General features: G+C 49.4%; 21 protein-coding genes. 5 read left to right on the top strand and 16 right to left on the bottom strand.

Features of this window, described 5'->3' with window-relative positions; genetic code table 11:
• Nucleotides 1-139 precede the first annotated feature (139 nt).
• The 6 genes from FYJ64_RS02910 to FYJ64_RS02885 all read right to left on the bottom strand — a co-directional run bounded on the left by FYJ64_RS02910 (nt 140) and on the right by FYJ64_RS02885 (nt 6,185).
• The gene (locus tag FYJ64_RS02910) at nt 140-1,897 is read right to left on the bottom strand and encodes a D-alanyl-D-alanine carboxypeptidase family protein (RefSeq protein WP_206045517.1); all 1,758 of its coding nucleotides are present in this window, start codon (nt 1,895-1,897) and stop codon (nt 140-142) included.
• 315 nt (nt 1,898-2,212) lie between these two features.
• Complete coding sequence (locus tag FYJ64_RS02905) at nt 2,213-2,599, bottom strand: hypothetical protein (protein WP_154573760.1); 387 nt, start codon at nt 2,597-2,599, stop codon at nt 2,213-2,215.
• 15 nt (nt 2,600-2,614) lie between these two features.
• A complete protein-coding gene (gene lysA, locus FYJ64_RS02900; RefSeq protein WP_154573759.1) occupies nt 2,615-3,892 on the bottom strand; it encodes a diaminopimelate decarboxylase in 1,278 nt (425 codons plus the stop codon).
• Nucleotides 3,893-3,922: 30 nt separating this feature from the next.
• Entirely contained in the window at nt 3,923-4,846 is a 924-nt protein-coding gene (locus FYJ64_RS02895) for a S66 peptidase family protein (RefSeq protein ID WP_154573758.1), read from the bottom strand.
• A gap of 22 nt (nt 4,847-4,868) precedes the next feature.
• A complete protein-coding gene (locus FYJ64_RS02890) occupies nt 4,869-5,405 on the bottom strand; it encodes a spore maturation protein (protein ID WP_154573757.1) in 537 nt (178 codons plus the stop codon).
• A 12-nt stretch (nt 5,406-5,417) separates the two neighbouring features.
• On the bottom strand, nt 5,418-6,185 hold the full coding sequence (locus FYJ64_RS02885; protein WP_154573756.1) for a nucleoside recognition domain-containing protein: 768 nt from the start codon (nt 6,183-6,185) through the stop codon (nt 5,418-5,420).
• Between the two features lie 432 nt (nt 6,186-6,617).
• Here FYJ64_RS02885 and FYJ64_RS02880 point away from each other — a divergent pair, with 432 nt between their 5' ends.
• Together FYJ64_RS02880 and FYJ64_RS02875 are read left to right on the top strand one after the other, a co-directional pair.
• Entirely contained in the window at nt 6,618-7,217 is a 600-nt protein-coding gene (locus FYJ64_RS02880) for a hypothetical protein (protein ID WP_154573755.1), read from the top strand.
• Nucleotides 7,218-7,232: 15 nt separating this feature from the next.
• Complete coding sequence (locus tag FYJ64_RS02875) at nt 7,233-7,742, top strand: hypothetical protein (protein WP_154573754.1); 510 nt, start codon at nt 7,233-7,235, stop codon at nt 7,740-7,742.
• Between the two features lie 82 nt (nt 7,743-7,824).
• Here FYJ64_RS02875 and FYJ64_RS02870 read toward each other — a convergent pair whose 3' ends face one another.
• Nucleotides 7,825-8,055 carry a hypothetical protein gene (locus FYJ64_RS02870; protein ID WP_154573753.1) on the bottom strand — a complete coding sequence of 77 codons (231 nt, stop codon included), beginning with the start codon at nt 8,053-8,055 and terminating at the stop codon, nt 7,825-7,827.
• A gap of 13 nt (nt 8,056-8,068) precedes the next feature.
• On the bottom strand, nt 8,069-9,031 hold the full coding sequence (locus FYJ64_RS02865) for a dipeptidase (protein WP_206045516.1): 963 nt from the start codon (nt 9,029-9,031) through the stop codon (nt 8,069-8,071).
• Between the two features lie 111 nt (nt 9,032-9,142).
• On the opposite strand from FYJ64_RS02865, the gene FYJ64_RS02860 reads away from it, so the two are divergent.
• On the top strand, nt 9,143-9,718 hold the full coding sequence (locus FYJ64_RS02860) for a M15 family metallopeptidase (protein ID WP_206045515.1): 576 nt from the start codon (nt 9,143-9,145) through the stop codon (nt 9,716-9,718).
• Nucleotides 9,719-9,724: 6 nt separating this feature from the next.
• Here the strand turns inward: FYJ64_RS02860 and FYJ64_RS02855 are convergent, their stop codons facing one another.
• From FYJ64_RS02855 to FYJ64_RS02820, 8 genes are all read right to left on the bottom strand, one after another.
• Complete coding sequence (locus FYJ64_RS02855) at nt 9,725-11,587, bottom strand: sigma-54 interaction domain-containing protein (protein WP_154573750.1); 1,863 nt, start codon at nt 11,585-11,587, stop codon at nt 9,725-9,727.
• Nucleotides 11,588-11,842: 255 nt separating this feature from the next.
• A complete protein-coding gene (gene dapF, locus FYJ64_RS02850; protein ID WP_154573749.1) occupies nt 11,843-12,691 on the bottom strand; it encodes a diaminopimelate epimerase in 849 nt (282 codons plus the stop codon).
• 27 nt (nt 12,692-12,718) lie between these two features.
• Nucleotides 12,719-13,513 carry a M55 family metallopeptidase gene (locus FYJ64_RS02845; protein ID WP_154573748.1) on the bottom strand — a complete coding sequence of 265 codons (795 nt, stop codon included), beginning with the start codon at nt 13,511-13,513 and terminating at the stop codon, nt 12,719-12,721.
• 79 nt (nt 13,514-13,592) lie between these two features.
• Nucleotides 13,593-15,230 carry an ABC transporter substrate-binding protein gene (locus tag FYJ64_RS02840; RefSeq protein WP_154573747.1) on the bottom strand — a complete coding sequence of 546 codons (1,638 nt, stop codon included), beginning with the start codon at nt 15,228-15,230 and terminating at the stop codon, nt 13,593-13,595.
• Between the two features lie 33 nt (nt 15,231-15,263).
• Entirely contained in the window at nt 15,264-16,280 is a 1,017-nt protein-coding gene (locus FYJ64_RS02835) for an ABC transporter ATP-binding protein (protein ID WP_154573746.1), read from the bottom strand.
• Nucleotides 16,277-17,254 (bottom strand): ABC transporter ATP-binding protein, encoded by a 978-nt coding sequence (locus FYJ64_RS02830; RefSeq protein WP_154573745.1) that lies wholly within the window; start codon nt 17,252-17,254, stop codon nt 16,277-16,279. The genes FYJ64_RS02835 and FYJ64_RS02830 overlap by 4 nt, the downstream gene beginning before the upstream one ends.
• A gap of 13 nt (nt 17,255-17,267) precedes the next feature.
• Nucleotides 17,268-18,116: an ABC transporter permease gene (locus tag FYJ64_RS02825; RefSeq protein ID WP_154573744.1), complete on the bottom strand. Its 849-nt coding sequence runs from the start codon at nt 18,114-18,116 to the stop codon at nt 17,268-17,270.
• On the bottom strand, nt 18,116-19,054 hold the full coding sequence (locus FYJ64_RS02820; protein ID WP_154573743.1) for an ABC transporter permease: 939 nt from the start codon (nt 19,052-19,054) through the stop codon (nt 18,116-18,118). Before FYJ64_RS02820 ends, FYJ64_RS02825 begins: the two co-directional genes overlap by 1 nt.
• Before the next feature lie 435 nt (nt 19,055-19,489).
• Between FYJ64_RS02820 and FYJ64_RS02815 the strand changes: the two genes are divergently transcribed.
• Together FYJ64_RS02815 and FYJ64_RS02810 are read left to right on the top strand one after the other, a co-directional pair.
• On the top strand, nt 19,490-20,923 hold the full coding sequence (locus FYJ64_RS02815; protein WP_154573742.1) for a serine hydrolase domain-containing protein: 1,434 nt from the start codon (nt 19,490-19,492) through the stop codon (nt 20,921-20,923).
• Nucleotides 20,924-20,943: 20 nt separating this feature from the next.
• Entirely contained in the window at nt 20,944-22,338 is a 1,395-nt protein-coding gene (locus FYJ64_RS02810; protein ID WP_154573741.1) for an MATE family efflux transporter, read from the top strand.
• The last annotated feature ends 110 nt before the right edge of the window (nt 22,339-22,448 follow it).

Genomic DNA, 22,448 nt, shown 5'->3' with positions numbered 1-22,448 from the left:
GCCATGCAAAAGTACCCCGTAAAAAAGTCAGGGAGCTCACCGCCCTGGATGCGACAACACTCCCCGACAGTTATACCCTATACGTTGCTACGGGATTGCATCGAATTTCGCCGACGAACGGGTAACCCCGTGTTGACAGCTATTTCGCTGCCTTCTTCACAACATTGGACCATTTCGTCAAGATGATCTTCCCGTTGATTTTTTTGTAGCCCCTTACTTTGTAGTAAACCTTTTTCCCGGATTTCAGTTTTTTCACTGTATAAGCGGTCTTTTTTGTTGTCGCGACTTTCTTATACTTTCCGTTTTTCTTTGTCGCCTTATAGACATAGTATCCCGTAAGCTTTGCGGAACCCCGCTTTTTCCATTTCAGCCGGACGGCCTTCTTCTTCGCCGCTGCAGTCAGCCTGATTCCGGTCTTCTGAACTTCCTTTTGTTCTACGGAAATTTCCGGCAGCGACGGCTCGAGAGCTTTCTTCTCATAGTATTGCTGTGCATATTTCAGCAGCATATTGCTGGCCTCATAGCGCTGCATATTATTCTCCGCGCCGAACACAACCGATACGACTGTCTGCGTCCGCCCCTTATACGGGATGTCGATCGCAGTGACGATGCAGGCGCCGGAACGGTTCGTGGTGCCGGTCTTCAGTCCGATCACACCCATGTTCCAGATCAGAGTGCGATAGGTTGAAGTGGCGTATACGTCTTCACCGAATGAGGGTACCTCAATCTGTTCCTTCGTCGTAAATGAAGTCAGCTGCGCCCTGTAGTTCTGGATCAGATAACTGGTCAGCCGGAACATATCGCCGGCACTCATCTTGTTCTGCCGTTTGCCGGTAGTCTGACTCTTCACATACTGAGGAAGACCGTGGGGATTAATGAATTTCGCGGAGGTCAGTCCAAGTTCTTTCGCTCTCCGGTTCATCATTTTGACAAAATTCGCTTCCAAATCGGTTTTGCAGCCATACGCCCCTGCCACGACTTCAGAAAGCGCCGTTGCGCATTCATTTGCAGACGGGAGCAGCATCCCCGCAATCAGATCCTGTACCGTCACTTCTTTTCCCGTCTTCCAGTTATTACGGCAGATTCCGGTGCTGTCTTCTGATTTCGCCTCCTCCATTGTATGCTCTGATATGGAGTATCTGGTGTCCAAAGAGATCTTACCGTCCCGAATCGCCTCCTCGACCAGAAGGAATGTCATCAGCTTGGAGGTGCTGGCGATTTCGGTCTGATGATCCGCATCCCAGGAGTACAGCTTTTCCCCGGTCGTCGCATTTCCCAGATAAACACCGTCAAGATCATGGAAATATTCATCTTCTTCCAGTTTTTTCATATCCACCGAGAAATTCGATTTTGTATTGACGGTCAGTCTGTCATAATCGGTATAATCGACATTGATCCCGAAAACCAGACCGAGATCCACCAGCTTCATATACGGATCATCCGTAGCCTCTCCGCTGTCTGTTTTCGGATAATAAATCCGGTATTGCCGCTTTTTCCCGTCAATGTTAAATATGGCTGCTTCCAGCACGACATCGTCGTTCTCATAGCTGCCCTTATACACACTTTCAAACGGTTTGTTTTCTGTCCCGACGGGAGCGTAATCCTTTCCGGTCGTGATATTCCACTGAACATCCTCAGGATCCTCCGCGTCAACTTTTTCCATGCTCATGTTTTTTGACGTTCCGTTCAGAGACGCACAGAGATCCCGCAGAGAAACGTAAGTATTATAGGTATAGGACGCATTATATCCTTTGACAGTATAATCCTTGCCGTCGACCGAGACCTTGTAGTTCACCCGGTTTCCCTGGTCCGCTGCATAGGCGGTACCGGTCAGCCCCGCGCTCATGGTAATCATCAGCGCAAGACTCAGAAAGATACAGCTTAATTTTCTTTTCATCACTTCCTCCGTTTCTGTGTAACTCTGGGCAGTAACCATTTTGACATATTTTTATACATAGCATTTATCATGCCGAGTTGCCGTCACAAGAAGACACCGGTTGAAATACTTCAAATTTTGCGATTATTCCTTTCCCGCGGCGACAAAGAAAATGCACCGGTGTCCGGATTCTGATATCCTTCATCCTGAAATCCGGACGGTTCCGGGAGAGGTTACGGGCGGTTTCTGGAAACTCGCCCGAATATTTTTGTTCACGGAAAAGCCGCCGTCATCCGACAGCGGCTTTCTTGTTGTTATGGGACTGAGAAATTCATCTCATTCTATGGTTTTTCGATAGTTTTTCAGTTCCTCCATAGGAATCTCTCTCTTTTCCAGCCGCAGCAGCAACGGATCGCGGATATCCAGGCCAATCTCTTCTACACGGATATAGTTGGTTCTGGCTTCCTTTCCATCCTTACTCTTCATTTTGCCGTAAACCGATGCATTGGTATAAGACCAGCCGGTAGCGTCCGCTTCGGAGATTGACAAAACACTGGCGCAGTGGCTGCACTTGAACAGATAGTATTTGAGCAGGCCCCGGTATTTATACGAGGTGAGCCATTCCGGCGTCCCTGTTCCACAGATCGGACAGGACGAAAAATTTTCATCAGCAAACACCTGTTTAATATCATAGCCTTTTGTTTTCCGTACAAATCTGCTCATGTACTCTGCTCTCCTTTATATCTCTCTGGAAATCATATCCTCGTAACTCTGTGCCTTCACCACGAGACGGTCTCTACCCTCCCGAACGAATACAACCCCCGGAATTGTATTTTTGTTATAGTTGCTCGCCATGGAATAGCCGTAAGCCCCTGTAGAGAATACCACAAAGATATCACCGGTCTGCGGAGCGGCCCCCTTCAGATCTTTTATCACGATATCGCCGGATTCACAGCATTTACCGCAAATCGTGTACGTATCCTTTTTCGGTTCGTTTGCTCTGTTCGCAACGACGCCTGTATATACTGCCTGATACAGTGCAGGCCGGATATTGTCAGTCATTCCCCCGTCAACGGCGACATACTTCCTGACTCCCGGAATTTCTTTGATTGCACCTACAGTATACAGCGTAATTCCTGCCTCCGCAACAACACTGCGTCCGGGTTCAATTGCGATTGCCGGCTTAACCAGGTTATTTTTTCCGCAGTAGTCTGTCACCTTCTCCATGATGGGATCGAGGAAATAGGAATACGGTTTACGTTCTTCATCGGTGTAAGTTGCGCCAAAACCGCCTCCTACATTGATTTCCCGGATGTCATAGCCGAATTTTTCTTTAATCTTTTTCACGAGTTCCAGTGCGACCTGCGTCGCCTCCAAATGGAACTCATTTTCAAAGAGCTGCGAACCGATATGAAAGTGAATTCCGTAGAAATCCAGAACCGGAGATTCAATTGCCTGACGAATCAGCGGCATCAGAATGTCGTCATCCTGAGGAATTCCGAATTTAGAGTCCTTCTTTCCGGTCACGATGTAGTCATGGGAACTGACCTTGACGTTCGGCGTAATCCGGATCAGGATGCGGGCAGTCTTTCCCTTCGCTCTGCAGATTTCCTCGATGACATTCATTTCCTGAAGTCCGTCGACGATGATTCTGCCAATCTCACTTTCCACTGCCATCTCCAGCTCATTCCGCAGCTTGTTATTTCCATTGAATTCAATGTGTTCCGCCGGAACGCCCGCTTTCAGTGCGGTATACAGTTCTCCTCCCGATACTACGTCTACGCATATGTCCTCATCTCTGATGATTCTCGCCATCGACAGAGGAAGGAATGCTTTCCCAGCATACGCTACTCTGGCTCCGGGATATCGATCAAGAAAGGTTTCCTTCAGTTCTCTGATTCGGGCGTGTATATCCGACTCAGAATAGACATAAAGCGGCGTCCCGTACTTTTTCGCCAGTTCCACAGTATTACATCCGTCAAAGTACAGTACATTGTTCTTTACTTCTTTTATCATTTACACCTCCTGTTGCACATACATCTCTTGTCATTCCCTTTCTACGCTGAAGTGAATCTTTTTCGTCTCTGTGTCGAACGAACATTCTGCACCAAAGGGGATGGTCATCATCGGATTCCCGTGTCCCGTCTGAATATTGTACAGGACCGGCGTGTCGATGCCGTCTAAGGCTTCTCGCATAATCTCCAAAACTCCGTATTCCGGCACATCCTCATTCTCACAATTTGTAAACTGCCCCAGAATAATACCGTTCGCCGCCTCCAGTTTTCCGCTGTTTCTCAGGTGAAACAGCATCCGGTCAATATGCGCCATGCTCTCATGAACCTCTTCAATGAAGAGAATTCTGTCTTTCACATCAATTTCATACGGCGTTCCGATTCCTGCCATCATCACAGCCAGATTTCCTCCAGTCAGCATTCCTCTGGCCTTCCCAGGCTGTAATACTTTGATATCATATCCCGCCGGATTACTGAAATCATAGTCAAGGTCTGCATTGATTGCCTGAAACAGACTGGCGCTGGTTTCCGGGTCGAAATCATCCACAATATTCGAGGAAACCATCGGCCCATGGAACGTAACCATGCCGCATTTCTGTGTCAGAAACGCATGGAAATTCGTAATATCACTGTATCCGACAAAAATTTTGGGATTTCGTCTGATCAGCTCAGCATCCAGATATTCCATCACCCTGTTTCCGCCGTCACCGCCCCGGATACAGAAAATCGCTCTGATTTCCGGATTTTCAAACATTTTATGCAGTTCCCGGGCACGAGCCTCTCCCGAATCAGCAAGATACCCTCCGATATTGGTTGTATTGTTGTCGGATGCAATTACATGATATCCCAGCTTTTCCATTACGGCAGCACACTGCGCAAGCCGTTCTTCACTGATCGGAGAACTGGGGCAGATAATGCCCACAGTATCTCCGGGATTAAGTTTGTTCGGATATTTCATATTTTTCTCCAGATTCCGAAGTTTAGAACCACATGATATTTACGATAACTGTGGCTGCGATCAGGGATGCCAAGTCGCCCAGCAGTCCTGCTGCGATCGCCTGTCTGGTCTTGGAAATGCCGACAGAGCCGAAGTAAACTGCTACTACATAGAATGTAGTTTCCGTGGATCCCAGAGCGACCGAAGCGATTCGTCCGATCTGTGACTGAGTACCGTATTGCTTCAGCAGGTCAACCATCATACCCTCTGCACCTCCTCCGGAGAAGGATCTCATAATTGCCATCGGCAGAACCTCTCCAGGAAGACCGATCAAACTGGTAACAGGATTGAGGATGTCACATAACCAGTCCATTGCGCCCGACGCCCGGAACATACCGATGGCGCATAACATGGTCACCAGATATGGAATAATCATAACGGCTGTGGTGAAGCCGTCTTTGGCACCCTCCGTGAATTCCGAATAGACCGGAACCCGCTTCACAAACATTGCCCAGAAGGCAACAAATGCGATGACGACTGGGATTGCCCAGGTCGATATTACTTCAAATACATGTGTCATTTTGTTCCCTCCTTATTTCTCCTCTTTAGCCTCTTTCTGCTCTTCCTCAACCGCCTTTTCTACTTTGGCGACATAGCTTTCATCTCTGTCTTCCGCAGAAACGTAGTCATCCGGCAGCACGATGGGATCCGGCCCGATATAATTCTCGTTGATCTGAATCGTTCCCGCCGCGATTTCTCTGTCAATACACGCCTGGTAGTTCCATCTCTTCGTCTTTCCAAAGATAATGGTGAAGAAGATTCCGGTGACTGTAGAAATCGTCGTAGCAATGATTACCGGTACCACGATTTCGGCTGCGCCTTCCGTCTGGATCTTTGCACGGAATGCAATCGCTGTAACAGGGATCAGTGTGATCGACGTCGTTGCAACCGCCAGAAGCATTGCCTGTGCGTCACTGGCAATATCCTTTGTCTTATTCAATGTCTGCAGTTCCTGCATGGATCTCAGACCGAACGGCGTTGCCGCATTACCGATTCCCAGGATATTTGCCGCAAAATAGATCGCCATGATCGAGTTTGCCGGATGATCCGCCGGGACCTCCGGGAACAGTAGCCGCATGACCGGTGAGATCGCCTTACCAAGCGCCTCGCACATGCCGGCCTTCTCCATAACTCTCATGAGACCGCAGAAAAACGCCATGATTCCGATCAGTCCCAGGGAGATGTCAACTGCTGTCTGCGCGAAGTCAAACAGATTGTTCAGCACGTCGTTCATAGTCCCCGTAACGCCGCCGGCGATGACAGCGATGACTACGAGACCTGCCCAGATATAATTCATCATAAGTCAGTATCCTCCTGTCTAATAAACTAAGATAAATCAAAATTGAACTTTTAAAATTCCGTCTCGACCGCCTCCTCGCGGTCCTTTTTGATCAGATTCCGAAATAGCCTCCTTTCCGACAATACAACTCTACCACTGCGTTGTCCGCAAATTCCATGCCATGAATCATTCCACGTTTAAGATGCACCCTAAACAATAAGAAACCGCCCCTTGATTTCCTTTTGGTGTGCCGGTTCGTATGTCGAAAATTCCGATAATTCCGTCCTACATTTAGGACACATAATCCTGTTTTCAGGACACCCTGTCAAAAAAGGTCTCTGTGTCACATGAATCTGCTTCCCACCCGTGGTATATTATTTGCATTTATGTCCTGTTGTAGTAAAATGATACCGATACGATACTGCACATGATTATCTGTTCAGAGGTTCTGTTATGAGAAAAATCGACTATACATTCATCACACTGGCGAGACAATTTCTGTTTATCACGATCGGGCTGCTGGCAACGCTCTATCTGATCGTTATCATCCAGATCATGGTCTTCCATATCGATAAATATTACGACCGCTTCAACTATCCTCTCACCTTCGGAATATATCTTCTTGTCTACTTGTGCCTGGGATGCCTGTTCTTTCAGCACCGCTTCTTCCATCTGACCTACACCAGAAGCACACTGACCTATCGGAACGGTCTGCTGCGCAGAGAGCGCAGCGTTTCACTGGAAGACATTTCTAACGTTGTCTGCGATCCCAGAGGTGCCTGGCTGTATCGCGGTCCGGTCACAGACAAAAAACAGGCCTGCTTTTATATTCCCTTCTTCCGCGGCGGCGTGATCGAGGTTGTAGCTTTTGACAAGTTTCTTCGATATCTGTCAAGTCAGGGAGCTCATATAACAAAGACATATAAAGTGATGCCCGGATACGGGAAGATCCACAACATTCTGGGAATCGTTTACGGATTCCTGGCGATCTGCATAATCCTGAACTGCCGCACCCCGCTGTATACCGTTATCGTTCTGATGTCGAATCACTGAGAAGGAAATCCTGACATGAATAAAAAATTTAATGTGATCAACAAAAAAGGGCTGCTGCTCAGTGCCCTCATCATGGCCGCAAATACGGGAATCACCGCATTCTCTCTCGGCCGTATCCTGAACGGAGACGGTCGCATCTGGCTGCTGCCCTTTATCTTCTTCGGCACGTTCCTTCTGTTTTCTGTGCTGATCATGATGCGGGTGGTTTCTGCAGGCTTTGAAGTCAGAAAGAATCAGGTCATCGTTCCCGACACCGATGTCAGACACGGTGGAAATTCTGTATTTGATCTCCATGAACTGGAGTCTGTGAATCTCTGTGACGGCTCCGGAAATCAGCTGGATCCGGAAAAAGACAGTCTCAGGGGCGCACGCGTACAATTTCAGCTGAAGGACGGCCGAAGTGTGGAATATTACCCGGCGACTATTACAAAGAAACAGTTCCGCACCATTGAATCGGGCATAAACGGGCTTCTCACAGATCTCCATAATGAGGATCTGTTTGATGACGCTGATACCGCAGAATAACGCCTATGGCGCACACATGGTGCACAATCAAAAAGACGCCGCCGCATAATCAGCGTGCGGGGCGTCTTTTCTTCCATTTTCATTAACTCAGGTCACTGAATTCCTCCGGAGTTCCGCCGTTCTTTGTTTCATACAAGGCTGCTTTCTTCTGCCTCTGTTCCTCTTCATATTCCGTCACCTTTTTGTGCATAATCGAATCGATCAGCACGCGGTCAGGATGTCTCAGAAGCGTGTAGAAAGCCCATACGATCAGTGCGATCCCTACGATTTTCCAGCCTATGCTGTCATGAATCATATTGAAAAAATCCATCATGTGAATCATCCTCCTATCCGATGATGCTTCTCATCGTCGCCAGTACATTCAGATGAGTCAGCTTGTCAATCTCATCATCAGTGTATTTTTTCTCCATTTCCGCAAGAACCCGGCTGTATCCTGAGTAATCCTTCAGTTCCCCGGCGCTGTCGATTCCGTCGAAATCCGAACCGAACCCTACATGATCGATGCCCGCTTTGTTCACCATGTAATCCAGATGCCGCATAATCTGTTCTACTGTCGCATAACTCGACCCGTCTTTCAGGAAAGAAGACTCAAAATTCACGCCGACAACGCTCCCGGTTTCGCCGATTACTCTGAGCTGATCATCGGTCAGATTTCTTTTGTGCCCACACAGAGCCTTCGCGCAGGAATGCGTTGCCATAAACGGCTTTTTACTGTATTTCGCCACATCGTAGAAGCCTCCCTCCGACATATGAGAAACGTCGATAATAAGCCCGATCCGGTTCATTTCCTCTATCACCTGCATTCCGAATTCAGTAAGCCCTCTGGCATTTTCCTCCGGATCATCGCTGCAGGGATATCCCACGGTGTTCGGAAATCCCCAGATCAGCGTGATCAGACGCACGCCTTTGTCATACACTTCCCGGAGGCGTTCCATATGGTCTCCGATGAAAACGCCGTCCTCAATAGTCAGGAAAGCGGACAGGAAGCCTTCCGAGGCATTCTTTTCAATATCTTCCGCGCTGAAGGCGCTGCGGATCACATCTGTGTTCCTGCTCATTTCCATACGATAGTTATCGTACACCTTCTGAAATATCTCATAAGGCTCCATCGTCTGCATCTCAATACGCGACAGATAAATTGCGAAGAATTGAGCCATTCCGTGATTCTGCAGCATAAGATCCAGACTCAGATGGCCCGGTCCATGACGCATCGTCCGATCATCATGGCGCCAGCATTCAATTAACGTGTCGCAATGCATGTCCAGTAATTTCATTTCTCTCGTGTCCATATCTATGTGTCCCTCCTCGATGATATTTCTTTGTATATGAGATATATAAAGCAAAGTCCGTGCCAGCGGCATGCTCCTTGCATGATATACGGGCAGGGAGGTATCAGTATCATGATAAGAAAATACGGAAATCTAGTTCGGCTGAAGGATCTCGACGATGACTTTTTCATCGATCTCCGATACTCAACGCCGGACAATTTCACCGGCGAAGTCGTGTATGACTTCAGGGAATGCTATGTTGACGAATCTACGGCACATAGGCTCATCCAGGCAAAGGATCTGCTGAAACGCCATGGCTTCGGTCTGAAAATCTGGGACGCTTATCGCCCGGTAAGTGCACAGCAAAAGTTCTGGAATCTCTGTCCGGACAACAATTTTGTAGCCCGTCCGCCTGATATGTCCACAATACAGGAATTCAAGAATTCCCATATGAACGGTCAGTGCGTCGATGTGACGCTGACTGATCCCGACGGCAGAAACGCAGTCATGCCCAGCGAATTCGACGATTTCTCTCCGCGGGCAAGGCTGGACTGTCCGGAAACTCACGGCGAGGCTCGTCGGAACGCCGAGCTCCTACGAAATGTAATGGTTCAATGCGGGTTCACCCCTTACGAGGGGGAATGGTGGCATTTTTATGACCATACTGTAGAACCGGCGCCTTATTCTGACTACGCTTTCGACGAGTAACCGGATTTATTCCTGTCCGTATTGCTTCAGACGGTCGTAGAAAACGCTTCGAGACATCCCCAGCTCCTTCATCGCCCTGTTTTTATCGCCGTTACAGCGAATTAATGTGGACTCGAGTATTCTTGCCTCTTCTCTGGCCAGAAGTTCCTTCATGGAGGTGGGGGTGTCCCCGCTGCCGACAGACAGGTATTCGCTGTAGATTATATTCGAATCGCAGAGCATCGCCGCCCGCTCTACTACATTCTCCAGTTCCCGGACATTGCCCGGCCAGTTGTACGCCAACATCACTTTCAAGGCGTCACTGGAAAATTTCTTGGGCGGCAGGCCGTAACGCCTGCATGTAGTCTCCAGAATCTGATTGATCAGCAGATACAGATCGGACTGCCGTTCTCTCAGCGGCGGGATCTGAATCTGAAAAACATTGATTCTGTAATACAGATCCTGACGGAAAGTCCCTCTGCGAACCTCCTCTTCCAGATTCTGATTCGTGGCGGCGATCACCCTGACGTCTACCTTGACCGGCTTCGAGGATCCCACCTTGTAAATAATCTTGTTCTGCAGCACATGCAGAAGCTTGACCTGAATCGTCAGCGGGATATCTCCGATTTCGTCCAGAAAAATCGTTCCGCCGTCAGCCTCCTCAAAGAACCCTTTCTTTCCCTCGCTCCGCGCGCCCGTAAAGGCTCCTCCGACATACCCGAACAGTTCGCTCTCGAAAAGAGACGGCGCAATTGCATTACAGTTCACCTCCACAAAAGGAGCTTCCGGCATTCCCATCCGGTGAATCGCACGGGCAAGAATCGACTTCCCAGTTCCGCTCTCTCCTGTAATCAATGTATTAAACCGGTTCTGGGAAGCTTTATAAGCAAGATACTTTGTCTCCTCTGCCTTGGAACTGTTGCCGACAAAACTTCTCACCGCCTCCTCAGGCACATGAAAATCCTGACGCCGGGTTTCCTTGTTTCCGACGTTTTCCAGTTGCTCAATCAGCCTGTTCTTCTCCTCTACCAGCGCCTCCAGACTGTCCACCGCCTGAATCAGAAGCATAACGCCGAAGATCCGTCCGGTTTCCTCTTCCTCCGCCGTCAGAATCGTACAGATAAACGGTCTCTTATTAATCTCCTGTATCGTATTGCGGACAGAGATCGGTTCTCCTTCCAGGGCGCGGAACATCTTCTCCGTCAGGGGCGACTCATCAAAGAAATCCAAATAGGGGCGTCCCGTGACATCGATTTCATACGAGGTTCCCCCTTTACTCTGAAAAGGCTGCCCTCTCAGGATATTTGCGAGATCCTCGTTACGCACGCTGTATCCCTTTGCCTGAAAGAACTTGATGTTCCCATATTTCCCGTCCACGACAACGATGTTGCCGACACTGGAAAAAAATTCGAGCTCGTGAACCACGTCATTCACCGTAATCGCTGTAATCCTGCGTTCCGTATCCACCTCTGCGCAGATTTTGAACCCCAGATAATTTTCCTGTAGCCGCACCGGCATCGCCAGATGATGCTGGTGTACATATTTGTATGCCGGCTCGATCTCAGCATTCCGATATACACCAACCGCCAAGAGAATATCTCCCTGGCTGATTCCGCCGTCATGAATATTCAGACTCTGCAAATCCTCGCTGCATAGACCGCCGTCATCCTCTCCCACGCTGTTGTCCGCGATAATCACGATGTCGCCCTCGCTGATCACCCCTTCATCGTGGGAAAAAGGTGCGTCAAACATAATACCCGTGAATCCCTTTGCTTTGTCATTACAAACCTGAATCCGTTTCTCACGATCCACGTAAACGATTCCGTAATTGATCTGGTCCATCATTCTGCTGACCAAGCGAATGTGTCTGATGATCTCCTGCTGTTCCATATACTTTCCGTACCCTGACTATTTTTTATGCGAAATCCGGCTGCGCTGCTCGGCTGCGCCATCGCCGTCTGCCTGTTATCCGACAGCGGCCGATATCATTTTCTGTGCGGGAATAGCCCGCCGTTATCTTTTATTCTACAACCGATCATTTCGGAATGCAAATTATCTGAATAATTTGGTCAAAAAAATTCCCTCATTGAAAAAAACTGCTCTGCGATAAACGCATCGAGCAGTTCTGTCATCCTTCTGAGGGAATCAGAAGATTGCCGTTCCTTCCGCTACAATCACAGCACTTCCGGTAAGATACAAATCTGTAATTTTATCTGTCTGACGGTCTTTGCAGACCTCTATGTCCAGAAATCCGCCGGGCATATGAAAACGAACTGTTCCCTCTCCGATCCGTCCGCGTTTCGTCAGTACCGCTGCCACCGATCCGGTTCCCGTACCGCACGCATAAGTAAAATCTTCCACTCCGCGCTCAAATGTCAGTTCCTCCACCGTCCCGTCGTCGCCTGCGAAGTAAAAATTAACATTTGCGCCCCTGGGAAACGCCGGAGAATGGCGAATTGCCTCCGCAGTCTTCCTCAGGCTTTCGGGAGCAAGCATTTCCCGACCGGGGACCTCAACGACCGCATGGGGAATTCCGGGATTCCCGAGCTCGACATAATCGCAGAAAATGACCCCGTCTTCGGCCCCCGCCTCGGTTTCCGGTTTCACTCCCAGTTTCATGACGCTCACATCGTTCAGCCGAATGCGATATCGTTCCTCATCGATCCTCCGCCCCCGCACAAGGCCGGCCGTCGTCTCGATATTCTGCGTCTCACCGGCCAGGCCGTGCTCATAGCCGTACCGGGCAACACATCGCGCTCCGTTTCCGCACATTTCGCCCGGACTTCCGTCAGAATTATAGAAAACCATACGATAATCGCCGTTTTCCCGCGGGCGTTCTACAAACATCATACCGTCCGCCCCGACAGAAAATCTCCGGCGGCAGAGCTGTTTCGCGATCCGGGGGCAGAGTGTCTCCGGGAATCTTCCGTCCCGGTTGTCAATCAGAATGAAATCGTTTCCGGCACCCTGCATCTTGGTAAAATCAATTCTCATATGCTGCTGCCACACATTTCCTTCCCTTTAATGAATCAGATAAAACGCGGTGAGCAGATCCCTGAGGCAGTCCGTTTCAAAGCTCACGGTAAAGGGATCCTCAAGCTTCGCTCCGGGGTAATGGCTGGCCTTCAGAGCGTCCGGATGCTGACGGTAGCAGACCTCCAGCCTGAAATCCCGGTTCGTGTTGATCAGCGTATGATCCATTCCCAAAGCCCGCTTCACAGTCTCCCGGATCTCCCGGCACACAACCTGAGGATTGCGGTTGATCGTTGCGCCGCCGATACCTTTCTTTGTCGGCACTGTGAGCAGACCGGGGATCTGTTCCTTTGAAGTGTCACAGAGTTCTTCATCACCGCTGACAAAAATCATCGGAACCCCGTACCCGGCGCAGACAAGCGTATGGAGCATCAGCTCAGACATATATTCACCGTTCAGTTTCGTCCAGAACAACCCGTCCGAAGTCATCGTATGTGACAGGGGATTGCCTCCTGTTCCTCCGGCGGAATGATAGCCCACGCACAGGGCCGCATCGAAGCTTCCGTCAACTCCCGCCACCATGGAATCCGGTGTATACATCCATCCGCGGATCAGTCTGACCTGCTCCGGAAATTCGTCAATCCACAGATTTCTTCCGGTATCATGGGAGTCCTTTACCCATATCTCATCCGCCCCGGCGTCAAGCGCGCCCTGGCAGGCTGCCAGTGCTTCTTTTTTCATCTGGACAGCCGCACGGTCGTACTCCTCGTTTCCTTTTTCCGTTTCCTTCCAGCTTGTGACGCCGGTGACGCCCTCTATATCAACGCTGATAAATACTTTCATTCAAACAAACCTCCTGAATTCATTGCGCGGTTCACCGCCTGATTACAAATCAGGCGGTGATATCGTTCATCTGTATTAACTATTTGACATTCCTGAAGTTGCCGTTCTTGTCTGTCTTGACATCATTAAGGTAGAAGTCGCCGTTCGTAGCCCATACCACTCCCTTGATCTCAGATCTCCAGCAGCGGTAATTGTTTTCAGCCAAAAGCGGAATAATGGTCTTGTAATCGAAAAGCTTCTTCTGCAGCTGGGTGATGATCGGAGTACGGGCCTCATAGTCCACAGTCTCTCTGGCTTTCTGGATCAGAGCCTTCTGACCCTTAGGATCGAGATTGGAAACCATGTCTTTTTCCTTCTCCTGTCTCATGCAGAAATTATCCATCAGCAGGAACGGTTCTGACCAGCCGAGTCCCAGATACGCTATATCGAAATTCCCATCTACGACATCCTGATTAACGTAGGACCATTCCTGAGTTGAAATCTTCATCTCGATTCCGATCGCCTTCAGATCCTTCTGAATCGACTGCCCTACTCTCTTCGCAACTGTATCATCTCTGTCATCGAAAGTAAAGGACAACGTTTTTCCGTTCTTTTCCATGATTCCGTCTTTGTTTTTCTTATATCCGGCTTCTTTCAGCAACTTCAGTGCCGCATCCTTGTTATATCCGTATTTTGCTTTGTACCATGACGGAACACTCGAGTCGTAATTCAGACACTTATCCAGGATCAGACTGTATGCCGGTTTCTCGTAAGAATTCAGATGTTTCACCATCGTCTCTCTGTCAATCGCGCGGATGATCGCTTCCCGGACCTTCGCATCCTTCAGCGCTCCCTTTGTCGTATTGAGCTCCGCATAATAGACCTGCGCGCCCGCAGCTTCCTTGACAGTCACTTTGTCAGACTTCTTCAGTTCCTTGTAATAATTCGCAGGTACAGTGGACAGGACGTCATAATCTCCGTTCTGCACGCCCTTCGCCAGTGTGAAGTCTTCTCCGGAGAACACGATCTTGATCCTCTTGATCGGGCACACGCCTTTGTTCTTCACCTTGGGATTATTTGTCTTATATCCCGGATTAGCCTTCAGGATCACATATGCACCCGGCTCATACTTGTCGACGTAGTAGGCGCCATAGGGGTGGCATCCCCACAGCATATCGTCTTTTGTCATCGAATCGATTTCATCCTTGTCAATGATGCCTGTGAAGCATGTCATAAAGTTGAATTCCGTATCAGCATGGAACTTCTTGAAGTGGACAATTACTTTTCTGCCCTTGATTTCCATGTTCTTGATATTGGAGTATCCGTCCTTGTACGGGCTTACCTTCAGTCCGTATTTGACACTTGCAACAAAATCTTCCGGCTCCAGTTCTTTGCCCGTAGAATATTTCATCCCCTTGGGGAACGTCAGCGTCCAGGTTTTGCCATCCTTGCTCCAGACAGATTTGGAAGCGATTCCCGGCATCGCTTTCCCGGTCTTGGGATCCTTAGTAAGAACAGAATCCGCAACCAGGCACTGCATGTCGTTCCAGTCTGACACCTGGAAGAGATCGATCCCGGACCAGGAACCGTCCTTGATAATCAGCGTTTTCCCTCCTGCCTTGGTTTTCTCCTTGTCCGCGGCCGAACTGCCTCCTTTGTCCTTGCTGCCGCATCCTGTAAAGGAAAAAGCAATCGCGACAACCGTCGCCAACAGCACGACCAACAATTTCTTCTTCATAATCTCTCACTCCTTTACTGTAAACTATGAGTTCTACTTTGTTGAATCCGGGAAAACCTCCCGGTCAATGCCAACGGCCTCCTGCTCGCATAAATGACAGGCCACTTTATGTTCATCGGATAATAAATATCCGCCAGGAGCTGTAGTTTTACACCGGTCTGTTGCAAACGGACATCTGGGATGAAAATGGCATCCTTCAGGCAGGTTGACCAGACTTCCCGGTTCACCCTTCATGATGTATTCCTTACGTCCTCTCAGATGTGGATCAAGAATCGGTGCCGCCGCCATCAGACCCTGCGTATACGGATGTTTCGGATTCTGCGTCACCTCTTCAGTCGGTCCGAATTCCACCAGACGGCCAAGATACATGACTGCGATCTTGTCACTGATATAGCGGATAACATTCAGATCATGCGTTATGACAAGATAAGTCAGGTTGAATTTCTCCTGCAGATCCAGCAGCAGATTCAGAATCTGTGCCTGCACGGAAACATCCAGCGCCGAAGTAGGCTCATCCAAAATCATGATTTTCGGATTCATCGCAAGCGCTCTCGCGATAGCAATTCTCTGAAGCTGACCGCCGGACAACTGGTGCGGATAACTATTCAGATACCGCTGATCCATCTTGACCATGTCCAGGGTTTCCTTCGCTTTCTCCCTCGCCTCGGCTTTCGGCACTCCGTGGATTACCAGCGGTCGCATAATCGAACTCTGCACGGTTTCCCGGGGATTCAGGTTCGACGCAGGATCCTGGAAAACAACGGACACCTTGGTGTGAAATTCTTTCTTTTCCTGCTTCGTTGCCTTCGACAGATCTACATGATCGAATATCACGGTGCCGCCCGTCGGCTTCGTAAGGTTGAGAATCACCCGGGCAAGTGTGGTTTTTCCACTTCCGGACTCTCCCACAAGTCCGACGATTTCACCTTTATTGATAGTCATCGTGACATCGTCTACAGCCTTGACATAGGTTTTTTTCTGCTTGATAATTCCCTTTGTTATCTCAAAATACTTCTTGACATGGGTCAGTTCAATCTGCGCTTCTTTCATCGTACATCCACCCCCTTTTCCAAAAAGCATCTGACGTTATGCGTCTCCGAGATCTTTCTGATGTCCGGATCCTCATTAAAACAACGTTCCTTCGCAAATGGACAGCGATTCGCAAAACGGCATCCCGGTTTGTCGCTGGTCAGCCGGGGCACACTTCCATCAATCGTCGTCAGACGTCCTTCCTTCTTCGTCATCCGCGGAAGCGCCTTCATCAGCAGACTTGAGTACGGATGCATAGGATGATCGAAAATATCATATACTGTCCCGGTTTCCACAATCATGCCCGCGTACATAACGGCCACATAATCCGCAATCTCCGCTACGAGCCCGAAATTATGCGTAATCAGCATGACCGCAGTTCCATATTCATCTCTCAACTGCTTGATCAGTCTGAGAATCTGTGCCTCGATCGTCACATCCAGCGCTGTCGTCGGCTCGTCCGCGATCAGGAGATTCGGATCTCTTGCAAGCATCATGGCGATCATAACACGCTGCCGCATGCCGCCTGACAACTCGTGCGGATAGCTTTTTGCCCGACGCTCAGCATCCGGCATCTTCACATCCTTATACATCTCGATTACACGATTCCAAGCCTCTTCTCTGGGGATTTTATCAATCAGAATTCCCTCCTCCACCTGTTTCCCTGTAGTGTACACCGGATTCAGGGAATCAAGAGGATTCTGGAAGATCATTCCGATCTGCTTCCCCCTTACAGCCTCCAACTCTTTTTCTGTTGCCTGATTCAGATCCTTCCCCTTGAACATTATCTGTCCTTTTATGATTTCGTTATGCTCCGGAAGCAGTCTGAGAATTGAATGGGCAATCGTGGATTTTCCACATCCGGACTCGCCGACAATCGCAAAGATCTCTTTTTTCCTGATTTCAAAGGATGCATTCTTTACAGCTGACAAAAATCCGTCCCTGACTTTGTAATCCACAGACAGGTTGTCGATTCTCAATAGTTCTTCATTCATATTGCTCTCCTCCCTACTGTGACTTCATTCGCGGATCCAGAAGATCTCTCAGCCCTTCTCCCATGATGTTGAACCCAAGGACAACATATACTAGTGCGAGGCCCGGGAAAATGGCCATCCACGGTCCCTGTTCCACGAAATTTATGCCTTCCGCGACCATCAGACCCCAGTCAGGCGACGGTGGCTGTGAACCGACGCCCAGAAAACTCAGTGTCGTAGTTGACAAAATCGTTCCCGGCAGCTGCATTGACACGGTTACAATCAAAATCGGAACGATATTCGGCAGAATATATCGGAACATCAGCGACCAGTCCGATTCACCGAAGGATCTGCCTGTTTCAATAAACGCCATATTTTTTATTGACATAGTCTTGGCCCGGACCATTCGGGCGTAAGCCGCCCACGCTACAATGGAAATCGCGATGATGGCCTTGATCAGGCCCGATCCGATAATCGTCACCACCGCCAGCGCCATGATCATTCCGGGGATACACCAGGTCAGATCAGCAACAAAGGTCAGCGCTCTGTCTGCGGCTCCACCGTAGTACCCACAGAGAAGACCAACTAAAACACCGACGATCAGCTGCAGTCCGGCTCCGATAATAGCTACCTCCAGCGTAATCCTAGTGCCGAATACAATTCTGCTGAACAGATCCCGCCCCATATCATCAGTACCGAAAATATACTGCGCACAGGGGGCGGTCAGGATATCAGATTCATGAATATCCGTATATGAATACGGTGCAATCTGATTCGCAAAAATTGCGATGAAAATCACACTCAGGATCATAATCGATCCGACCATAAAATTTCCGTTCTTATAACAGGATTTCCAAAATTCTCTGAATGGACTTTCATTCATTATTGATCACCTCCGGTTACTGATATTCTGATTCGCGGATCCAGGATGCCGAGCACTATGTCACTCAGAATGTTGCAGAGAACCGTCAGAGCTGTAATAATCATAATTGTTCCCTGTATTACGTTGAAGTCCTGCTTGACAATGGACTCTACCATCAGATTTCCCATGCCCGGGATTCCGAAGATTTTCTCAATGACAATATAACCTGAAATCAGCCAGGGGACGGACATAAAAACATTAACGGTAACAACAATAAGTGAAGTTCTCAGCACATGCTTATAGAGGACCTCTCTTTTCTTCAGTCCTTTCGCATATGCAGTCACCACATATTTCTCATGCAGCGCATCAATAGCCTCCGATTTAACCAGTCGCAGAGTCGACGCGATTCCGCCGAGGAAACCAGTACAGATCGGCAGGACATAGTTCTGCCAGGATTCAAACCCGCTGACCGGAAGCCACTGCAGTTTGACCGCAAAAACCAGGATCATCAGAACGCCGAGCCAGAAAGACGGAACCGCAGTCAGCACCAGCGTGACATTCACTGTAATATGATCAAAAAGGCTATCCTTTTTGTATGCGCAGAGCAGTCCCAGCGGGATCGCCACGATATACTCAATAATCAGCGTGATTATCGTGAGGTACAGACTCACCGGAATCGCGGACTGCAACAGCTGCCATACCGGCAGTCTGTATTTATAGGATATTCCAAAATCTCCGTGAAACATCTTAGAAAGCCAGGTGATATATTGTTCCACAATCGGCCGATCCAGTCCGTACTGATGTCTCAGCCCCTCGAGTTCAGACGCCTTCGCCAAGGGTCCCGCCATAACCGTAACCGGATCGCCCGGCATCAGGAACAGCATAGCGAAGACGAGAACAGAAACTGAAAACAGTAACAGTATTCCGATCAGCAGTCTTTTAATGATATAATCTCTCATCTACATAACCATCTCCTTTGTCTGTAATATTTTTTTCTTACTACACACACTACAAGTCCGGCTTTCAGGACAATTCACGCGCAAGCAAGTTTTCAAAATCATCTCATAAGTGTTGCAAGTTCCATACCATCCACGCAAAAAATTCACAGATTTTTCATAAATTCTTCTCGCAGTTTTTCCTTGCAGCCTACCCCTTTCGCCACCTATAGCCCTAATTAATGCGTGCTCAGCCATCGAATATGCTTGAGATATCAATAAATAATGCAGTAAACATATTCGGCGGCCCTTGCGCAGTCTTTTTTTCCACTCGAAGCCTATTCTTTGTGCCTTAAAGAAGACCCCCATTGGCATGAAAATTGTATTCTTATATCTCGAGATTATTGTGCAACAATACAGGAAACAACACGAATCTATATCTTATTACGGAGGCACCTTATGAAATACGACATTACCCGGCTCGATCAATATCTGTCAGAGAAATTCCAGACTTCGGGATTCCCAAGCGTAACCGTATGCATCCGGGGCCCGGAAGGAATTATTTTCGAAAAGGGTTACGGCTTCGCCGACTTTGACAAAACCAGACCCGCCGACCCTGACACCGTATACGGCATCGCCTCAATGAGTAAATCACTGACCGCTCTAAGCTGTGCCATTCTTCAAACAGAAGGAAAACTGAATTTCGACGATCCCGTAATCAAATATTTCCCTGCGTTCAGAATTCCGGGAACGCCCAGGGAATGTGTGACGCTGCGGCATCTAGCCATGCATACGGCCGGAATTCCTCCTATTGCGCCTTTGGAATGGTCCATCGTAATGAACACCCCGGAACGCAGTTCAGTTTCCTCGGAATATCTGAAAAAGACCGCTCCAAACAAAATGGAAACCATCGATCAGGTGATCGATTATATATCCGACAGCCACGATTACGAGCCTCTTGGAGCACCGGGGGAGTGCATGAGCTATTCAAACGATGCATATGCAATTCTGTCCTATGTTGTGGATCAGGCTGCCGGAATCCCGCTGGAGCAGTTCCTGAAAGAGCGGATATTCGAACCGCTCGGCATGACTCGCAGCGTCCTTGATCTGGACGGAAGCGAGGCGATAGCGCTTGCCGGAGGCAATATCACACAGCTGTTCGATTACGATGACAACCATAAGCTTTACGCCGATGATATCTGGTCTGTACTCCCCCCGTTCCGGGGCTGCGCCTGTGTCAAATCCACCGCCCGAGACATTTCCAGATATTATCAGATGCTGGCTGCCAAAGGAATGTTTGACGGACGGCAGGTGATCCCGGCAGAAGCCGTGGATATCCTGATCGGGCATGAATTTCCGGAAACCGCAGAGCCATTCTACTGCCTCGGACTGAACAAACGAACCATGGCCGGACGCGTAATCTGCGAGCACGCAGGCGGACTCCACGGAGTATCCACCTACGGTGGTCTGATTATGGACGACGGAATTCACGGCGGCTACGGAATGACTGCCCTCTGCAATCTCGGAGACGTTTCTACAGAAGAATTTCAGTGGGTTCTCTATAATCTGATTCTGGGACTGCCCCTCGAAACCTCCCATGTATGGGCACATCCTGTCGGAACACGTTTTAGTGAACCGGAAATGCTGACCGGCATCTATACCAGCGAGGAGGCGACGCCCTCCATTTTCAGTGTGACCGCAGATCTCGGCGGGAACCTGTACGCGAATTTTGACGGAGAACCGCAGCTTCTGGTATACTGTGGTGACACACTCTTCAGCCGGCGCAGTGTCTCCAGACCGGAAGAACATCTGGGCGTTTCCAGATTTCTTCTCCGTGGCGGTAAAGCCTGGGCCGTCCGGAATTACACACGAGTCTATCAGAGGAGGGCCTAAAAAAAAGGCTTAGCAAAACTATGAGCAGAGAAATCGACATCCTGAATAATCGTCTGTCCTCACGCCGAACCGTATTGATCCTCACATGGCCCATCATCGTTGAGCAGCTTCTCAGCATGATGGTCAATTACGTAGATACCGCCATGGTAGGCTCTATCGGTGTGGATGCTACAGCATCGATAGCAGTTGTCACCTCCACCATATGGCTCATCGGCGGACTCATGATGGGAGTAAGTGTCGGTTTCTCTGTTTTAGTTTCCAGGGCCGTCGGATACCGCGATTTCGCAGAAGCAAAGGAAATCGTGCGCCAGTCCTTTCTGACAATGGTCGGGTTCGGACTGATCATCACCCTTCTGGTCGAGTTTCTCATCGCACCCTTTCTCCCCGGCTGGATGGGTGCAAATGCTTCCATCCGCCAGGACTCCGTCAATTATTTCCGGATCACCGGTGCGGTCTACGTATTCGACATGTTCCTGTTTGTCGGCGGCGGAATCATACGGGGAGCCGGCGATTCCCGCTCTCCGATGATATACAGCATTCTCAACAATGCGGTGAACATTGTCGGAAATTTCTTCTTCATCTATCAGCCACGCACCATCGTCCTTTTCGGAATTCCTTTCCGTGTATGGGGCGCCGGTCTGGGCGTTTCGGGCGCTGCTCTCGGCACTGCCGCCGGAGCCGCGGTCTGCGGAATTATGATCATTCACAGGATCTTCGATCCTGACCTGAGCGTCTCAATCTCTCTCCACGACCGTTTCAGACTGGACCGGAAAATCCAAAAACAGGCTCTGACCCTCGGAATTCCCACAGCACTGGAACGCATTACCATCTCAGGCGGTCAGCTTGTCGTCACCATGCTTGCCACCGGTCTCGGAACCTCTGCCCTGGCAGCGCATCAGCTCGCCAACACCGCTGAACAGATCTGCTATATGCCTGCTTACTCCTTCGGAGTATCCGCAACCACCCTTATCGCTCAGTCCCTCGGCGCGAACCGTCCCGAGTTGGCTAAAACCTACAGCCGCGACTGTATCCTGGACGGGGTTATTCTCATTTCTGCCTGCGCGGTTCTCCTGTATATATTCGCTCCCGAACTCATGGGACTCTTCATCCGCGATGCCGGCGTAATTGCCGCAGGCGCTCAGGTTCTGCGGATTCAGGCTCTCGCCGAACCCGCCGTCGGAATTACCAATGTCGTCTCCGGAATCCTGCGGGGCGGCGGCGATACCGTCGGACCCTTTGTTATCGGCGTTGCCGGAATGTGGGTCGTCCGCATCACACTGGCGGTTATCATGATTCATATGTTTCAGGCCGGGCTCGTAGGAATCTGGATCCCTATGGCGGCAGACTGGGTCGTCCGAGCGTGCTGCTGCCTGCTCCGGATGCGAAGCGGAAAATGGATGCACAAATTGGATTAAATAGGATTAATAGGATAAAATCTCATTAAATCCTGTTGCCGTTCTTGAAAGATTTTCTCCACCGGCTATAATTGAGTATAAGGAAGCCGCAGGAGCCATCCTTATTTTTG

It is taken from the genome of Hornefia butyriciproducens (genome assembly GCF_009695915.1).
Classification (GTDB): domain Bacteria; phylum Bacillota; class Clostridia; order Peptostreptococcales; family Anaerovoracaceae; genus Aminicella; species Aminicella butyriciproducens.
The sequence above is the reverse complement of the archived record's forward strand: the minus strand, read 5'-3'. Positions and strand labels throughout refer to the sequence as shown.

Bases quoted from the DNA above. Each gene is read 5' to 3' on its own strand.
- FYJ64_RS02910 (WP_206045517.1), bottom strand. From the start codon at position 1,897: ATGAAAAGAAAATTAAGCTGTATCTTTCTGAGTCTTGCGCTGATGATT.
- FYJ64_RS02905 (WP_154573760.1), bottom strand. From the start codon at position 2,599: ATGAGCAGATTTGTACGGAAAACAAAAGGCTATGATATTAAACAGGTG.
- lysA (WP_154573759.1), bottom strand. From the start codon at position 3,892: ATGATAAAAGAAGTAAAGAACAATGTACTGTACTTTGACGGATGTAAT.
- FYJ64_RS02895 (WP_154573758.1), bottom strand. From the start codon at position 4,846: ATGAAATATCCGAACAAACTTAATCCCGGAGATACTGTGGGCATTATC.
- FYJ64_RS02890 (WP_154573757.1), bottom strand. From the start codon at position 5,405: ATGACACATGTATTTGAAGTAATATCGACCTGGGCAATCCCAGTCGTC.
- FYJ64_RS02885 (WP_154573756.1), bottom strand. From the start codon at position 6,185: ATGATGAATTATATCTGGGCAGGTCTCGTAGTCATCGCTGTCATCGCC.
- FYJ64_RS02880 (WP_154573755.1), top strand. From the start codon at position 6,618: ATGAGAAAAATCGACTATACATTCATCACACTGGCGAGACAATTTCTG.
- FYJ64_RS02875 (WP_154573754.1), top strand. From the start codon at position 7,233: ATGAATAAAAAATTTAATGTGATCAACAAAAAAGGGCTGCTGCTCAGT.
- FYJ64_RS02870 (WP_154573753.1), bottom strand. From the start codon at position 8,055: ATGATGGATTTTTTCAATATGATTCATGACAGCATAGGCTGGAAAATC.
- FYJ64_RS02865 (WP_206045516.1), bottom strand. From the start codon at position 9,031: ATGGACACGAGAGAAATGAAATTACTGGACATGCATTGCGACACGTTA.
- FYJ64_RS02860 (WP_206045515.1), top strand. From the start codon at position 9,143: ATGATAAGAAAATACGGAAATCTAGTTCGGCTGAAGGATCTCGACGAT.
- FYJ64_RS02855 (WP_154573750.1), bottom strand. From the start codon at position 11,587: ATGGAACAGCAGGAGATCATCAGACACATTCGCTTGGTCAGCAGAATG.
- dapF (WP_154573749.1), bottom strand. From the start codon at position 12,691: ATGAGAATTGATTTTACCAAGATGCAGGGTGCCGGAAACGATTTCATT.
- FYJ64_RS02845 (WP_154573748.1), bottom strand. From the start codon at position 13,513: ATGAAAGTATTTATCAGCGTTGATATAGAGGGCGTCACCGGCGTCACA.
- FYJ64_RS02840 (WP_154573747.1), bottom strand. From the start codon at position 15,230: ATGAAGAAGAAATTGTTGGTCGTGCTGTTGGCGACGGTTGTCGCGATT.
- FYJ64_RS02835 (WP_154573746.1), bottom strand. From the start codon at position 16,280: ATGAAAGAAGCGCAGATTGAACTGACCCATGTCAAGAAGTATTTTGAG.
- FYJ64_RS02830 (WP_154573745.1), bottom strand. From the start codon at position 17,254: ATGAATGAAGAACTATTGAGAATCGACAACCTGTCTGTGGATTACAAA.
- FYJ64_RS02825 (WP_154573744.1), bottom strand. From the start codon at position 18,116: ATGAATGAAAGTCCATTCAGAGAATTTTGGAAATCCTGTTATAAGAAC.
- FYJ64_RS02820 (WP_154573743.1), bottom strand. From the start codon at position 19,054: ATGAGAGATTATATCATTAAAAGACTGCTGATCGGAATACTGTTACTG.
- FYJ64_RS02815 (WP_154573742.1), top strand. From the start codon at position 19,490: ATGAAATACGACATTACCCGGCTCGATCAATATCTGTCAGAGAAATTC.
- FYJ64_RS02810 (WP_154573741.1), top strand. From the start codon at position 20,944: ATGAGCAGAGAAATCGACATCCTGAATAATCGTCTGTCCTCACGCCGA.